This is a genomic window from Streptomyces sp. NPDC050418, assembly GCF_044458745.1.
Classification (GTDB): Bacteria; Actinomycetota; Actinomycetes; order Streptomycetales; family Streptomycetaceae; genus Streptomyces.
This window is the reverse complement of the sequence record NZ_JBITIG010000003.1, coordinates 443,765-458,112: the sequence shown is the minus strand read 5'-3', so window position 1 is coordinate 458,112 and position 14,348 is coordinate 443,765. Positions and strand designations below refer to the sequence as shown.

The 14,348-nt window shown below is 70.2% G+C and carries 15 protein-coding genes; 7 read left to right on the top strand and 8 right to left on the bottom strand.

Translation table 11 applies throughout. The annotated features are described in order from the left end of the window. Positions 1-58: 58 nt before the first annotated feature. Together ACIBI4_RS09545 and ACIBI4_RS09540 are read left to right on the top strand one after the other, a co-directional pair. A complete protein-coding gene (locus tag ACIBI4_RS09545; protein WP_399203079.1) occupies positions 59-607 on the top strand; it encodes a VanZ family protein in 549 nt (182 codons plus the stop codon). A 91-nt stretch (positions 608-698) separates the two neighbouring features. After that, the gene (locus tag ACIBI4_RS09540) at positions 699-914 is read left to right on the top strand and encodes a PspC domain-containing protein (protein WP_399203078.1); all 216 of its coding nucleotides are present in this window, start codon (positions 699-701) and stop codon (positions 912-914) included. 104 nt (positions 915-1,018) lie between these two features. Here the strand turns inward: ACIBI4_RS09540 and ACIBI4_RS09535 are convergent, their stop codons facing one another. Beyond that, entirely contained in the window at positions 1,019-1,357 is a 339-nt protein-coding gene (locus ACIBI4_RS09535) for an ATP-binding protein (RefSeq protein ID WP_399203077.1), read from the bottom strand. 156 nt (positions 1,358-1,513) lie between these two features. Next, on the bottom strand, positions 1,514-2,659 hold the full coding sequence (locus tag ACIBI4_RS09530; protein WP_399203076.1) for an adenosine deaminase: 1,146 nt from the start codon (positions 2,657-2,659) through the stop codon (positions 1,514-1,516). A gap of 183 nt (positions 2,660-2,842) precedes the next feature. Between ACIBI4_RS09530 and ACIBI4_RS09525 the strand changes: the two genes are divergently transcribed. Next, the gene (locus ACIBI4_RS09525; RefSeq protein WP_399203075.1) at positions 2,843-3,613 is read left to right on the top strand and encodes an alpha/beta hydrolase; all 771 of its coding nucleotides are present in this window, start codon (positions 2,843-2,845) and stop codon (positions 3,611-3,613) included. Positions 3,614-3,640: 27 nt separating this feature from the next. On the opposite strand, the gene ACIBI4_RS09520 is transcribed toward ACIBI4_RS09525, so the two are convergent. Beyond that, positions 3,641-4,633 (bottom strand): LysR family transcriptional regulator, encoded by a 993-nt coding sequence (locus tag ACIBI4_RS09520; RefSeq protein ID WP_399203074.1) that lies wholly within the window; start codon positions 4,631-4,633, stop codon positions 3,641-3,643. Between the two features lie 62 nt (positions 4,634-4,695). Here ACIBI4_RS09520 and ACIBI4_RS09515 point away from each other — a divergent pair, with 62 nt between their 5' ends. The 4 genes from ACIBI4_RS09515 (at position 4,696) to ACIBI4_RS09500 (ending at position 8,364) form a co-directional block, all read left to right on the top strand. Next, a complete protein-coding gene (locus ACIBI4_RS09515) occupies positions 4,696-5,994 on the top strand; it encodes an MFS transporter (RefSeq protein ID WP_399203073.1) in 1,299 nt (432 codons plus the stop codon). Between the two features lie 140 nt (positions 5,995-6,134). After that, on the top strand, positions 6,135-6,836 hold the full coding sequence (locus tag ACIBI4_RS09510) for a L,D-transpeptidase (RefSeq protein ID WP_399203072.1): 702 nt from the start codon (positions 6,135-6,137) through the stop codon (positions 6,834-6,836). Between the two features lie 133 nt (positions 6,837-6,969). Further along, positions 6,970-7,977 carry a sigma-70 family RNA polymerase sigma factor gene (locus tag ACIBI4_RS09505; protein WP_399203071.1) on the top strand — a complete coding sequence of 336 codons (1,008 nt, stop codon included), beginning with the start codon at positions 6,970-6,972 and terminating at the stop codon, positions 7,975-7,977. A gap of 69 nt (positions 7,978-8,046) precedes the next feature. Then, complete coding sequence (locus ACIBI4_RS09500; protein WP_399203070.1) at positions 8,047-8,364, top strand: STAS domain-containing protein; 318 nt, start codon at positions 8,047-8,049, stop codon at positions 8,362-8,364. Between the two features lie 88 nt (positions 8,365-8,452). On the opposite strand, the gene ACIBI4_RS09495 is transcribed toward ACIBI4_RS09500, so the two are convergent. The 5 genes from ACIBI4_RS09495 to ACIBI4_RS09475 are packed head-to-tail and all read right to left on the bottom strand — an operon-like array spanning position 8,453 to position 14,278. After that, entirely contained in the window at positions 8,453-9,730 is a 1,278-nt protein-coding gene (locus ACIBI4_RS09495) for a thymidine phosphorylase (RefSeq protein WP_399203069.1), read from the bottom strand. Positions 9,731-9,775: 45 nt separating this feature from the next. Then, on the bottom strand, positions 9,776-10,171 hold the full coding sequence (locus tag ACIBI4_RS09490) for a cytidine deaminase (RefSeq protein ID WP_399203068.1): 396 nt from the start codon (positions 10,169-10,171) through the stop codon (positions 9,776-9,778). Continuing rightward, complete coding sequence (locus tag ACIBI4_RS09485) at positions 10,168-11,430, bottom strand: ABC transporter permease (RefSeq protein ID WP_399203067.1); 1,263 nt, start codon at positions 11,428-11,430, stop codon at positions 10,168-10,170. The genes ACIBI4_RS09490 and ACIBI4_RS09485 overlap by 4 nt, the downstream gene beginning before the upstream one ends. Further along, on the bottom strand, positions 11,427-12,545 hold the full coding sequence (locus ACIBI4_RS09480; protein WP_399203066.1) for an ABC transporter permease: 1,119 nt from the start codon (positions 12,543-12,545) through the stop codon (positions 11,427-11,429). Before ACIBI4_RS09480 ends, ACIBI4_RS09485 begins: the two co-directional genes overlap by 4 nt. Beyond that, positions 12,542-14,278, bottom strand: a complete 1,737-nt coding sequence (locus ACIBI4_RS09475) for an ABC transporter ATP-binding protein (protein ID WP_399203065.1) — start codon at positions 14,276-14,278, stop codon at positions 12,542-12,544. The genes ACIBI4_RS09480 and ACIBI4_RS09475 overlap by 4 nt, the downstream gene beginning before the upstream one ends. Positions 14,279-14,348 lie beyond the last annotated feature (70 nt).

Here is a 14,348-nt window from a genome sequence, read left to right as displayed (position 1 = left end):
GAACTCCGCTTCCACATCGCACGGAACCGTTTCCACATCACCCTGCGTCTTGGGGGGCGTGCAGCGTCAGGGACTTGGCGGGCTTCCCGTCATCCGCTTCCGTGCGGCAGGAGTCGTCCTCCTCGTCGCGCATCTCGCCTTCGTCGGCTGGTTCACCCTGCGTCCCCTGGACGTCCCCTGGGTCGCCGCGACCAATCTGCAGCCGTTCGCCGGCATCAAGGCTGATCTCGCACTCGGCCCCGGTGAGGCCACGCGGCGGATCGGCGAGGCGCTGCTGCTGCTCGCGCCGCTCGGCGTACTGCTCCCGATGGCCGGCGGGCGGCTGCACGCCTCGTCCGTCGGATCGTTCCTGCGGACGGCCGCGGCGGGCGCGATGCTCTCGCTCGGCATCGAGCTGCTGCAGACCGCCGTGCCCGGACAGGTCGTCGACATCGACTCGCTGCTGCTCAACACCCTCGGTGTCGCCCTCGCGCACCTCTCCGTGGTGCCCGCCGCACGGGCCCGTATCCGCCGGATGAAGGGGCTTCCCCGAGCCGTGCCACTGTCCAGGGACGAGGCGTCTCAGGGGTCGACCCCGACGATTCCCAGGGTCGGGATCGCACCGTAGCCTGACGTTTTGTCCCGCTCGCGACCGTAACTTTGAAGCAGATCGAGGCACCGAGAACGGAGCCTCAGCAACGGTTCGCGAAGGAGCCACCATGACCGCCCTTGCCCGCCCTCGTAATGGACGGATGATCGGCGGAGTGTGCGCAGCGCTGGCGAAGCGCTTCGGCACCTCCGCGACCACGATGCGCGTGATCTTCCTCGTCTCGTGTCTGCTGCCGGGTCCGCAGTTCCTGCTCTACCTGGCGCTCTGGGCGCTGCTGCCCGCCGAGAAGGACTCCGTCCACAAGGACGCCGCGCCTGCGTGGTAGCACCCTCCGACACCCCCTGAACAGCACGAAGGGCGCCCGCCCGGAGATACGACTCCGGAGGGCGCCCTTTCGTGCGCTTCAGGCGTTCAGGCGCTTCAGGCGCTTCAGCCGCCGAGGACCGGCAGCGCACCCGTCGGCAGGCCGCCCGTCGGCAGACCGCCGAGCAGGCCGCTGACCGGGTCGGCGTCGGCGGGCAGCGTCTTGCCGACGGCGGGCTGCGCGGCGCTCAGGCCACCCGTCACGGCGTTCTGCCCGGCGCCCATCGCCTCCGTCGCACCCGGCAGGTTGCCGGCGAGACCGGCGACCGGCAGACCCTGGGTGAGGGAGCCGACGGCCTGGGTGGGGTCGGGAAGGGCGGGCGCTGCCGACGCGGTGCTCGCACCGGCTGCAGCGAAAGCGGCACCGAGAGCGGCGACACCGAGAACCTTGGCAGACTGCTTCATTTTGAATACGTCCTTGGAGACGGGGAATTACGGGGCGTTCTTGAGCAGTCCCGCAAGCTATCGATCCGTGCGGGCCGTCCGCAAACACCGCCGCCGTATGAAAAACGGCCGGGAATGGATCTTCCCGGCCGTTTCCCCGTTCGCGGTTTTCCCTGCTCAGCCCTCGGAACCGCTGGTCGCAGCGGTCTGCTGGAACAGCCACTCCGACTTGAGCTCGGCGTAACCCGGCTTGATCACGTCATTGATCATGGCCAGTCGTTCGTCGAAAGGAATGAACGCTGATTTCATCGCATTGACTGTGAACCACTGCATGTCATCGAGCGTGTAGCCGAATGTGCCGACCAGGTGCTCGAATTCCCGGCTCATGCTCGTGCCCGACATCAGACGGTTGTCGGTGTTCACCGTCGCGCGGAAGTGCAGCTTGCGGAGCAGGCCGATCGGGTGCTCCGCGTAGGACGTGGCGGCGCCCGTCTGCAGGTTGGACGTCGGGCACATCTCCAGCGGGATGCGCTTGTCCCGTACGTACGCGGCGAGGCGGCCGAGCTTGACCGAGCCGTCGGCCGCGACCTCGATGTCGTCGATGATCCGCACGCCGTGGCCGAGCCGGTCGGCGCCGCACCACTGCAGGGCCTGCCAGATCGAGGGCAGGCCGAAGGCCTCGCCCGCGTGGATCGTGAAGTGGTTGTTCTCGCGCTTGAGGTACTCGAACGCGTCGAGGTGGCGGGTGGGCGGGAAGCCCGCCTCGGCGCCCGCGATGTCGAAGCCGACGACGCCCAGGTCGCGGTAGCGGTTGGCCAGTTCGGCGATCTCCAGGGCGCGGGCCGCGTGGCGCATCGCGGTGAGCAGGGCTCCGACGCGGATGCGGTGGCCGTTGGCGCGGGCGCGGCGCTCGCCCTCGCGGAAGCCCTCGTTGACCGCCTCGACGACCTCTTCGAGCGTGAGGCCCTGCTCCAGGTGCTGCTCGGGCGCGTACCGGATCTCGGCGTAGACGACGCCGTCCTCCGCGAGGTCCTCGGCGCACTCGGCGGCGACCCTGAAGAGGGCCTCCTTGGTCTGCATGACGGCGCAGGTGTGCGCGAAGGTCTCCAGGTAGCGGGGCAGGGAGCCGGAGTCGGCGGCTTCGAGGAACCAGATGCCGAGCTTGTCGGGCTCGGATTCGGGGAGGTTCTCGTAGCCCACCTCGCGGGCGAGATCGATGATCGTCCCGGGGCGCAGGCCGCCGTCGAGGTGGTCGTGAAGCAGCACCTTGGGGGCCCGGCGGATCTGGTCCGGGGTCGGGGAGGGAATGGTCTGGCTCGTCATTGGCGCACTCTAACGCCTACGCGCGTAGAGCGCTCCTCTCCGTTACGAAATCTCTCCCCGGGGTGTCCCGGGAGCCGGCCGCGGGGTGCGTTCGCGCAGCCTCCCGGTGACGTCCTACGTCGATACGTAACAGTGACCCCCGGTCAACGTCCCGTACACCCGTACTTCTGAGACTGTTCTGCCATGGCACAGGAAGCAATGCCGGTGCGCGGGGCCCGACTTGGGCGGGCGATCGGGCAGGAGCCGGCTCCCGGGCGGGCCGTCGGCGGTGTGGTGCTGCTGCTCCCGGCCGGCGACGAGACGTCCACGCGGCGGGCGCACCCGCTCGCGCTCGCCAACGTGCGCGCGCTCGGCCGCAGGCTGGCCCGCGCCGGGCGCGAGGAGGGCCTCGTCGCGCACACCGTGCACTACCGGCGGCGCGGCTGGAACGGGGCGGACGCGCAGCCCGCGGCCGACGCGGTCTGGGCGGTGGACGAGGTCGTACGGCGCTACGGGGACGTTCCCGTATGCCTCGCCGGGGTCGACATGGGCGGGCGGGCGGCGCTGCACGCGGGCGGGCACACGGCGGTCAACTCCGTGCTGGCGCTGGCGCCTTGGCTGCCGGAGCCCGGGGCGGGTTCCGGGGAGCCCGAGCCGGTGAAGCAGCTCGTGGGGCGGTGGGTGCTCATCGCGCACGGGACGAACGACGAGCGGACCGATCCCGAGCTGTCGTTCGGGTACGCGGAGCGGCTGAAGAAGGCGAACCGGAACACGGCCCGGTTCGAGGTGCACTCGGACGGGCACGCGCTGATGCAGCACCGGGCGGAAGTGTTCGCTCTCGCGGCGGATTTCGTACGGGGGGCCTTGTTCGGTGAGCCGTTCTCGCGTCCTGTGGCGGACGCGTTCGCGGCTCCGCCTCCGCTGGGGTTGCGGATGCCGCTGGCTTCGGGGTTCGGGCGGGCGTTGATGCGGTGAGCGGGCGGGCGTTGCCCGCCGTGCCGGTCAGGCGAGCAGACGGCCCTTCCGGGTCAGCAGGAACTTCTTGAACGCCGCCACCGGTGGCGTGTCCGGGTGGCCCTCCAACCAGGCCACTCCGATCTCGCGGACCGCGCGCTGGCCGACGATCGCAAGGTCGACGACGCCCGGGCGGGGGCGGGCCGGCGGGGGCAGGAGGGCCACGCCCAGGCCGACCGCGACCAGGCCGCGCAGTGTCTCCGCCTCCTCGCCCTCGAACGCGACCTTCGGGCGGAAGCCCGCCTCCGTGCACAGGTCGTCGGTGATGCGGCGCAGGCCGTAACCGGGTTCCAGCATGATGAAGGCCTCGTCGGCGGCCTCCGCGAGGCGGATGCGCTTGCGGGTCGCGAGGCGGTGGTCCGCGGGGACGACCAGGCGCAGCCGCTGTTCGTCGAGGCGGCGGGCCACCAGGTCGGGGGCGTCGGGGACCGGTGAGGTGAGGCAGAGGTCGAGCTCGCCGGAGCGCAGGTGCTCCAGCATCCACTCGCCGTAGTTCTGGACGAGGGTGAAGCGGACGCGCGGGTGGTCGGCGCGGAACTCGCGGATGAGTTCCGGGACGGTCTCCGAGCCCATCGTGTGCAGGAAGCCGAAGGCGACCTTGCCGGACTCGGGGTCCGCGTCGGCCCGTACGGACTCGGCGGCGCGCTCCACCTCGCCGAGCGCGCGCTCCACGGTCGCCAGGAACGTACGGCCCGCGGCGGTGAGCGAGACCGTACGGCCGTGGCGGGCGAACAGGTCGACGCCCAGGTCGCGTTCGAGGCGGACCAGGGCGCGCGAGACCGTGGACTGCGGGACCTGGAGCTGCCGCGCGGCGCGCGTGACGTGCTCCGCGCGGGCGACCGCCGCGAAGTACGCGAGGCGCGGGGCGAGGATCGCCGGCCACGATTCCGGGTCGAGTTCGGCGAGCGCACCCGGCTCGGGAATGTCTTTTGTTTCACTGCTTCGTGACAGCGACGCCTGTGGCCTCTGCTCATGCACCATGGGAACGATTATGGCCAGTCCATGCATTGGACGCATGAACGGCCGCGGCCTAATTTCGGAGCATGCCTGCCGCCAGTAGCAGGGCATCCGCCCACCCCGCGGGTGCCCTCGCCTCCCCGTCCCCTGCCGTCGAATCCACCGTCACCACCGACTCCCGCCTCGCGCCGGGCACCCCCGGCTACCGCCGGGTCAGCCTGGCGCTGTTCGCGGCCGGGCTCGCGACCTTCGCGCTGCTCTACTCCACGCAGGCACTGCTGCCCGCCATCTCCGGCGAGTTCGCGGTCACCGCCGACGACGCCAGCTGGACGGTCTCCGCGGCGACCGGCGCCCTCGCCCTCTTCGTCCTGCCCCTGAGCGCGCTCTCGGAGCGCTTCGGGCGGCGCACGCTGATGACGGTCTCGCTGAGCGTGGCCGTCGTCGTCGGACTGCTCGTGCCGTTCGCGCCGGACCTCGGCTCGCTGGTCGTGCTGCGGGCCGTGCAGGGTGCGGCGCTCGCCGGGCTCCCGGCGTCCGCGATGGCGTATCTCGCGGAGGAGGTGCGGCCGAAGGCGCTGGTCGCCGCGGTCGGACTGTTCGTCGCGGGCAACAGCATCGGCGGGATGAGCGGCCGGATCCTCTCCGGCTGGGTCGCCCAGGCCTGGGGGTGGCGCGCGGCTCTGCTCGCGGTCGGTGTGATGGCGCTGGTGTGCGGGGTCGCGTTCCGCGCGCTGCTGCCGAAGCCCCGTAACTTCAAGGCCGGTTCGCTCAATCCGCGCGCCTTGTACGGGACGGTGCGCGGGCATCTGGCGAATCCGCTGCTCGTGCGGCTGTACGCGATCGGCGCGCTGTTCATGACGGTGTTCGGTGCCGTGTACACGGTGATCGGGTACCGGCTCGTGGGCGAACCGTTCAGCCTGCCGCAGGGTGTCGTCGGCTCGGTCTTCCTCGTCTATCTGGTGGGGACCGTCTCGTCGGCGACCGCGGGCCGGCTCGTGGAGCGGCTCGGGCGGCGCGGGGCGCTGTACCTGGCCGTCGGCACCACCGCGTCCGGGCTGCTGCTCTCCCTCACCGACGCGCTCGCGGGCATCCTGCTCGGGCTCGTCCTGATCACGGCCGGGTTCTTCGCGGGGCACGCGGTGGCGTCCTCGTCGGTGAGCCGGACCGCGGCGACGGGCCGTGCGCAGGCCTCGGCGCTCTACCAGTCCGCGTACTACATCGGCTCCAGCGCGGGCGGCACGCTCGGCGCGCTCGCCTTCCACGCGGGCGGCTGGCCCGCGACCGTCGTCCTCGGTCTCATCGCGGTGCTCGGCGTGGTGTCGGTGACGCTCTACGGGTCGCATGCGGCACGGGTGCAGGAGCGGATGCTCGTCGCGGCGCGCTGATGCCGGCGCGACGTACCCAACTCGCCTGAATTTCCCTTGAATTGGCGGGGATTTCCGTACAACCACCGCTACTTCACGACCGTCCTACCAGCAGAGAACTCCCAGCCAGGGGGACTCACTGCGCCGAAGGGACGACGGCCATGCGGAGGAGAGCACGCAGAGCGATGGCGGCCGCGGGGATCACGGCCATGGTGGTACCGCTGAGTGTGGCGCTGGGCGCCGGCGAGGCGAGTGCGGCGACCTGCACCAGGAGTACGGGCCCGTATCAGAAGCAGGTCGAGAAGTTCCTCGGGCTGAGGGTGGACGGGCGGCAGTCCGCGGGCGACTGCACGGCGATACGCGCCTTCCAGACGAAGCACCTGATCAAGCCGAACATCGGCTACGCGGGGCCCATCACCTGGGGCGTGATGACCCTGATCACCAAGCAGAAGCCCGCCCTCGCGGCGAAGAACCCGAACGCGGCGGGCAAGTGCCCCACCAACAAGGGCCGTATCGCTTGCGTGGACCTGACGCTGCAGATCAGCTGGATCCAGGACGGTTCGAAGCTCAAGTACGGTCCGGTGCCGGTGCGGACGGGGCGCAACGGGGCGGAGACCAGGACCGGTTCGAAGAAGATCTACTACCGGGTGCGCAACCACTGGTCGACGATCTACCGCGTATGGATGCCGTACTCGCAGTTCTTCGACGGCGGGATCGCCTTCCACCAGGTCGACAAGAGCATGTACGCGCCGCCGGGTTCGGGCGGGTGCGTGAACATGCGCAAGACGGACGCGATCGCGTACTGGAACCTTCTGAAGAAGGGCGACGACGTGTACGTGTACGGGCGCAAGCCCGGGACGTGACACGGCGGCCTGGCGGGTGCGGGCGGTCCGGGCTGTCAAGGGCCCGGACCGGTTTTCGCTGCTCACCGGCGATTGTCAGTGGGGGCCTGTAGTTTTCGAAGTGGCAGTGTCGAGGGCTACAGGGGTGAACCCAATGACGGGATCGTCTGATCTGAGTGGTGCGGCAGGGACCAGGGGGGACTTGGACCTGCGGATGGAGAAGCACCGGACCGAGCTGACGGGGTATTGCTACCGGATGCTCGGTTCCGGCTTCGAGGCCGAGGACGCCGTGCAGGACACGTTCGTGCGCGCGTGGCGTGCGTACGACAAGTTCGAGGGCCGCTCGTCGCTGCGCTCCTGGCTGTACCGCATCGCGACCAACGTGTGCCTGGACATGCTCAATGCGGGCAACAAGAGGGCGCGCCCCATGGATCTGACCGAGCAGGCACATCAGGCCACCGCGGTGCTCAACGAGCGCTCCGAGATCACCTGGCTGGAGCCCGTGCCGGACGGCCGGGTGCTGCCCTCGTCGGCGGACCCGGCGGAGACGACGGTCGCGCGCGAGACCGTGCGCCTCGCCTTCGTGGCCGCGCTGCAGCACCTGCCCGCCAAGCAGCGGGCCGTGCTGATCCTGCGCGAGGTGCTCGCGTGGAAGGCCGCCGAGGTCGCGGAGCTGCTCGACACGTCGGTGGCGTCGGTGAACAGCGCGCTGCAGCGGGCACGGGCCACGCTCGCGGACACGGGCGGTGTGAAGGAGACGGACACCGCCGATCCGCTCGACGACGACCAGCAGAAGCTGCTCGACCGCTATGTGGCGGCCTTCGAGGGCTATGACATGGAAGCGCTGACGTCGCTGCTCCATGAGGACGCCATCATGTCCATGCCCCCGTTCGACCTGTGGCTGGTCGGACACGAGGACATCGTCAACTGGCACCTGGTGCAGGGCGCGAAGTGCCGCGCCGGAAAGCTCATCGCCACGGTCGCCAACGGGACACCGGCCTTCGGCCAGTACCACCTCAACGAGGACGGTACGTATTCGCCGTGGGCGCTGCAGGTCATCGAGATCACGGACGGGAAGATCTCGGGGCTCAATGCGTTCCTCGACACGAAGCGGTGGTTCCCGCTGTTCGGGCTGCCGGAGGGGCTGCCTGCGGGGGCCTGAGCCGGGCGGTCGCGCGGAAACCGCGTCCCTGCGCCGATGAGTTTCGGGGCCGGGCGCGGTCATCCCTGCATGACCACTCGACCCGAACCCATCGTCGTCCGACTGGCCGCGCCGCTGACGCGTGCCCAGGTTCCCCAACTGTGTGAGCATCTGCGCGGGCAGCTGGAGCTGACCGGTGCGGTCGAGGTCATCGTGGATGCCCTCGCGCTCCACCACGCGGGCCAGGCGGACTTCGCGGTGGTCGACGCGCTGGCCCGGCTGCGGCTGACGGCGCGCAGAGCGGGGGCGGGGACGCGGATCCGGGATCCGGGGCCGGCGTTGGTGCGGCTGCTTCAGCTGACGGGGTTGGCGGAAGCGGTGGGCGCGGCTGAGGCCGAGGTGTTGTAGGAGGGGGTGATTGCGTCCCATCAAAACGGTCATATCGGCCGCTTGGTGAGACGCAATCACCCCCTCCGGTACGTGCGGGGACCGTGGGTCAGGCGATCCGGTCCAGCACGATCGGATTCGGGGAGACCGCCGTGCCCGCCGGGGCGATCTCGTACGCCGAGGTCAGGGACTCCAGGGCGTACTCGAAGCGCTCGGGCGTATCCGTGTGCAGGGTCAGGAGCGGGGCGCCCGCCTCCACCGTCTCCCCCGGCTTCGCGTGGATCTCGACGCCCGCAGCCGCCTGCACCGGGTCCTCCTTGCGGGCGCGGCCCGCGCCGAGGCGCCATGCGGCGACACCGACGTCGTACGCGTCCAGGCGGGACAGGACGCCGGAGGACGGGGCCGTGATCACGTGCTGCTCGCGGGAGGTCGGCAGCTCCGCGTCCGGATCGCCGCCCTGCGCGGCGATCATGCGGCGCCAGACGTCCATGGCCGAGCCGTCGGCGAGGGCCTTCGCCGGGTCGGCGTCCTTGAGGCCGGCCGCGTCGAGCATCTCGCGGGCGAGCGCGAGGGTCAGCTCGACGACGTCCTTCGGGCCGCCGCCCGCCAACACCTCGACGGACTCGCGGACTTCGAGGGCGTTGCCCGCGGTGAGGCCGAGCGGGGTGGACATGTCGGTGAGCAGGGCGACGGTGCGGACGCCGCTGTCGGTGCCCAACTCGACCATGGTGGAGGCCAGTTCGCGGGCGTCGTCGATGTTCTTCATGAAGGCGCCGGAACCGACCTTCACGTCGAGGACGAGGGAGCCGGTGCCCTCGGCGATCTTCTTCGACATGATCGAGGAGGCGATCAGCGGGATCGCCTCGACGGTGCCCGTGACGTCGCGCAGCGCGTAGAGCTTCTTGTCGGCGGGGGCCAGACCGTCGCCCGCCGCGCAGATGACCGCGCCGGTCGAGTCGAGGACGTCGAGCATCTCCTTGTTGGAGAGCAGGGCGCGCCAGCCCGGGATGGACTCCAGCTTGTCGAGGGTGCCGCCGGTGTGGCCGAGGCCGCGGCCGCTGAGCTGCGGCACGGCGGCGCCGCAGGCGGCGACGAGGGGGGCGAGCGGGAGGGTGATCTTGTCGCCCACGCCGCCGGTGGAGTGCTTGTCGGCGGTGGGGCGGGAGAGGGTGTCCCAGCTCATGCGCTCGCCGGAGGCGATCATGGCGGCGGTCCAGCGGGCGATTTCCTTGCGGTTCATGCCGTTGAGGAGGATCGCCATGTTGAGGGCGGCCATCTGGTAGTCGGCGACCTCGCCGCGGGTGTACGCGTCGATGATCCAGTCGATCTGGTCGGGGGTCAGCTCGCCCCGGTCCCGCTTGGCTCGGATGACGGTGATGGCGTCCATGGGGATCCTTCCGTTGGTGCGGTTGGTTCTCTGCGGAAGCCGGGGCTACGACTTCAGGTGCTCAGGCCCGAACGCCTGCGGAAGCATCTCCGACAGGGTCAGAACCCCCTCCGGGGTCTCCACCAGCAGCTCGGGTCCGCCGAATTCGTACAGGAGCTGGCGGCAGCGGCCGCACGGGACCAGGATCTCGCCGCGGCCGTCCACGCACGTGAAGTGCGTGAGGCGGCCGCCTCCGCCTGCGGCGAGGGAGGAGACGAGGCCGCATTCCGCGCACAGGCCGAGGCCGTACGAGGCGTTCTCCACGTTGCAGCCCGTGATGACGCGGCCGTCCGAGACCAGGGCCGCCGCGCCGACGGGGTAGCCCGAGTACGGGGCGTAGGCCCGGGACATGGCGTCCCGGGCCGCGGCCCGAAGGTTCTCCCAGGGGTCGGGAGCCGTCACTTGCCCTGGCCCTTGTAGTAGGGCATTCCGTTCGCCTTCGGCATGCGCAGGCGTTGTGCCGAGAGGGCGAGGACCAGGAGCGTCACCACGTACGGCGTGGCGGTCACGAACTGGCTCGGGACCTCGTTCGTCATCAGGTACCAGACGAGCACCAGCGCGGCGATCACCGAGGTGATCAGCGCCGGGACGTACCGCTTGCGCCAGATCTGCCAGGCGACGGCGATGACCATCAGGAAGAAGAGGAGCAGGAGCAGCGCGTGGACGTTGGTGCCGCCGCCGCGCAGGTTGAGGCTGTCGGTGTAGCCGAACAGGCCCGCACCGAGGGCGAGTCCGCCCGGCAGCCAGTTGCCGAAGATCATCGAGGCGAGACCGATGTAGCCGCGGCCGCCCGTCTGGCCTTCGAGGTAGATGTTCGCCGAGACGATGGAGAGGAACGCTCCGCCGAGGCCGGCGAAGCCGCCCGAGATGATCACGGCGAGGTACTTGTACTTGTAGACGTTGACGCCGAGGGACTCGGCGGCGACGGGGTGCTCACCGCAGGAGCGCAGGCGCAGACCGAAGGACGTGCGCCACAGCGCCCACCACGTGAACGGGATCAGCGCGATGGCGATGACCGTCAGCGGCGACAGGTTGGTGACGAGACCGCCGAGCAGGCCCGCGATGTCCGAGATCAGGAACCAGCCCTTCTCGTTGAGCGAGTCCAGCCAGGTGGACAGACCCGGGACCGAGAAGGTGCCGAGGGAGTCGACCGGCGGGGACTGCTTCGAGGTGCCGCCCTCGACGCCTTCGAAGGCGAACGTGGACATGTAGCGGGTCGCGCCGATCGCGAGGATGTTGATCGCGACACCGGAGACGATGTGGTTGACCTTGAAGGTGACCGTGGCGACGGCGTGGATCAGACCGCCGATCGCGCCGCCGATGACACCGAACAGGAGGCCGGTCCACGGACCCCACTGGTAACCGGCCCAGGCACCGAACCAGGTGCCGAGGATCATCATGCCTTCGAGGCCGATGTTGACGACGCCCGCGCGCTCGGCCCACAGACCGCCGAGGCCGGCGAGGCCGATCGGCACGGCGAGCTTGAGCGCGGTGGACATCTGGCCGACGGAGTCGATGCCGTCGGCGCCCGTGATGACGCGGGTGATCGAGACGAGGACCAGCAGGCCCGCGACACCGATCATGATCATGGGCAGGGAGAGCTTGCGGCCGCCGGGGCGCGGCTGCACCTTCGGCTTGTTGACGTCGGTTGCCGTCGTCATCGGGCAGCCACCTCCGATGAGTTGTCGGTCTTCGTCTTACGGGCAGCCGCCGCGAGTTCCTCGCCGACGCGCTGCTGCTGGCGCTTGAGGCCCCAGACGCGTACGGCTTCGTACGAGATGACGACCGCGAGGACGATCAGGCCCTGCATGATGACCGCGATCTCCTTGTCGTAACCGCGGTAGTCGAGGTCCTGCGAGGCCTTGTCGAGCCAGGCCCACAGGAGCGCCGCGAACGCGATGCCGACCGGGTGGTTGCGGCCGAGGAGCGCGATGCCGATGGCGGTGAAGCCGAGGCCCGCGGGGAAGGTCAGGCCGTACGTGTGGGAGTCGCCGAGCAGGATCGGCAGACCCGAGATACCGGCGAGCGCACCGGAGATCAGCATGGCCATGAGCACCATGCGCTTGGCGTTGACACCGCTGGCCGCGGCCGCGGACTCGGAGGCGCCGGTGGCGCGCAGGTCGAAGCCGAAGCGGGTACGGCCGAGGACCAGCCAGTACGCGATGCCGACGAGGACGGCCAGGACGATCAGGCCGTAGATCTCGCCGCCTGCCATCTGGAAGCCGGGGATCCAGCCGGACTCGTTCATCGGGCCCGTCGTGGAGTTGTTGCCCTCCAGGACACCGAAGTTCTCCGGCAGGGTCAGCCAGGCGATGACGCTGGTCGCGATGGCGTTCAGCATGATCGTGGCGACGACCTCGCTGACGCCGCGGGTGGTCTTGAGGATGCCCGCGATACCGGCCCAGAAGGCGCCGGTGAGCATCGCGACCAGGATCAGCATCGGCACCTGCAGGAAGGCCGGGAGCGCGACGTGGGCGCCGACCAGTGCGGTGGTCATCGCGGCGAGGCGGTACTGGCCGTCGACGCCGATGTTGAACAGGTTCATCCGGAAGCCGACCGCCACGGCGACGGCGGCCAGGTAGTACATCGTGGCCTGGTTGATGATCAGGACCTGGATGTCGGAGAACGTGGCCTGCTCGAACATGATCGAGTACGGCTCGAAGGGGCTCTTGCCCGAGACGAGCAGCACGATCGAGGTCAGTGCCACGGCCACGACCAGCGCGATGGCCGGTCCGGCGAGTGCGAGCAGCACCCGCTCCTTGTCGAACTTCTTCATCGTGCCTCGTCCTCCGGGGCGTCTGCGTCCTGCTCGGTGCCGGCGGCCGGGGTGCCGGCGTCCTGCTCGGCCACCGGGGTGTCCGCGTCGAGTCCTGCGGCCTCCATGGCGGCCGAGTCGCGGCCCTCGACGAGGTCGCGTGCGGCCTGCTCGGCCGCGACCTCGGCCTCGTCGACCTCCAGGTGGCCGGTGGCGGCACCCGTCATGGCGGAGCCGAGCTCCTCGGGCGTGATGGTGGCCGGGTCGGCGTCCGCGACGAGCTTGCCGCGGTAGATCACGCGCAGGGTGTCGGAGAGGCCGATCAGCTCGTCCAGGTCCGCGGAGATCAGGAGCACCGCGAGTCCCTCGCGGCGGGCCTCGCGGATCTGGTCCCAGATCTGCGCCTGCGCGCCGACGTCCACACCGCGGGTGGGGTGGGCGGCGATCAGGAAGCGCGGCTTGTGGCTCATCTCGCGGCCGACGATCAGCTTCTGCTGGTTGCCGCCGGACAGGGAGGCGGCGGTGACGTCGATGCCGGGGGTGCGGACGTCGTACTCCTGGACGATCCGCTTGGTGTCGGCCTGCGCGGCCTTGATGTCCAGCCAGGGGCCCTTGGCGTTGGGCTTCTCGGTGACGTGGCCGAGGATGCGGTTCTCCCACAGGGGGGATTCGAGGAGGAGGCCGTGGCGGTGGCGGTCCTCGGGGATGTAGCCGATGCCGTCCTCGCGGCGCTTGCGCGTGGGCACCGCGGTGATGTCCTTGCCGGCCATCGTGATGACGCCGGAGTCGGCGCCCTTGAGGCCGATGAGCGCGTCGATCAGCTCGGTCTGGCCGTTGCCCTCGACGCCGGCGATGCCGAGGACCTCGCCCTCGTGGATCGTGAAGGAGATGTCGTCGAGCAGCGCGCGGCCGCCCTCGCCCTCCAGGCGCAGGCCCTCGACCTGGATCATCGCGCGGTCGGTGACCGTCGACTCGCTGGTCTCCGGCGTCGGCAGCGCCGAGCCCACCATCAGCTCGGCGAGCTGGCGCGGGGTCGTCTCCGACGGGATCGCCGTGCCCACCGTCGTACCGCGGCGGATGACGGTGATGTCGTCGGCGACCGCGAGGACCTCGCCCAGCTTGTGCGAGATGAAGATGACCGAGAGGCCCTCGGCCTTGAGCTCGCGCAGGTTGTCGAAGAGCGCGTCGACCTCCTGCGGCACGAGGACGGCGGTGGGCTCGTCGAGGATCAGCGTGCGGGCGCCGCGGTAGAGGACCTTGAGGATCTCCACGCGCTGGCGGTCGGCGACTCCGAGGTCCTCGACCATGGCGTCGGGCTTGACGCCGAGTCCGTACGCCTCGGAGATCTCCTTGATCTTCTTACGGGCCTGGCCGCCGATGCCGTGCAGCTTCTCGCTGCCGAGCACCACGTTCTCGAGGACCGTCAGCTGGTCGGCGAGCATGAAGTGCTGGTGCACCATGCCGATCCCGCGGGAGATGGCGTCCGCCGGGGTGCTGAGGGTCACCTTCTCGCCGTTGATCGCGATGGTGCCCTCGTCCGGCTTCTGCATGCCGTAGAGGATCTTCATCAGCGTCGACTTGCCCGCGCCGTTCTCGCCGACCAGGGCGTGCACGGTGCCCTTGCGGACGCTGAAGTGGATGTCGTGGTTGGCCACGACACCGGGGAAGCGCTTGGTGATGCCCGCCAGTTCTACGGCAGGCGCCTGGCCGGCGGCCGGGGGGCTGCTGGACGCTTTGATGGCGACTCTCCTCAAAGAGGAGGGGCGTCCTGCGCAACGCCCCTCAGGGGTCCGGGGTTTCCCCCGGCAAAACGGCTGCGGGGAC

Coding starts and splice junctions, on each gene's coding strand:
- ACIBI4_RS09485 (WP_399203067.1), bottom strand. CDS start 11,430: ATGACGACGGCAACCGACGTCAACAAGCCGAAGGTGCAGCCGCGCCCC.
- ACIBI4_RS09535 (WP_399203077.1), bottom strand. CDS start 1,357: ATGAAGCAGTCTGCCAAGGTTCTCGGTGTCGCCGCTCTCGGTGCCGCT.
- ACIBI4_RS09480 (WP_399203066.1), bottom strand. CDS start 12,545: ATGAAGAAGTTCGACAAGGAGCGGGTGCTGCTCGCACTCGCCGGACCG.
- ACIBI4_RS09525 (WP_399203075.1), top strand. CDS start 2,843: ATGGCACAGGAAGCAATGCCGGTGCGCGGGGCCCGACTTGGGCGGGCG.
- ACIBI4_RS09520 (WP_399203074.1), bottom strand. CDS start 4,633: ATGGTGCATGAGCAGAGGCCACAGGCGTCGCTGTCACGAAGCAGTGAA.
- ACIBI4_RS09530 (WP_399203076.1), bottom strand. CDS start 2,659: ATGACGAGCCAGACCATTCCCTCCCCGACCCCGGACCAGATCCGCCGG.
- ACIBI4_RS09500 (WP_399203070.1), top strand. CDS start 8,047: ATGACCACTCGACCCGAACCCATCGTCGTCCGACTGGCCGCGCCGCTG.
- ACIBI4_RS09495 (WP_399203069.1), bottom strand. CDS start 9,730: ATGGACGCCATCACCGTCATCCGAGCCAAGCGGGACCGGGGCGAGCTG.
- ACIBI4_RS09540 (WP_399203078.1), top strand. CDS start 699: ATGACCGCCCTTGCCCGCCCTCGTAATGGACGGATGATCGGCGGAGTG.
- ACIBI4_RS09505 (WP_399203071.1), top strand. CDS start 6,970: ATGACGGGATCGTCTGATCTGAGTGGTGCGGCAGGGACCAGGGGGGAC.
- ACIBI4_RS09515 (WP_399203073.1), top strand. CDS start 4,696: ATGCCTGCCGCCAGTAGCAGGGCATCCGCCCACCCCGCGGGTGCCCTC.
- ACIBI4_RS09510 (WP_399203072.1), top strand. CDS start 6,135: ATGCGGAGGAGAGCACGCAGAGCGATGGCGGCCGCGGGGATCACGGCC.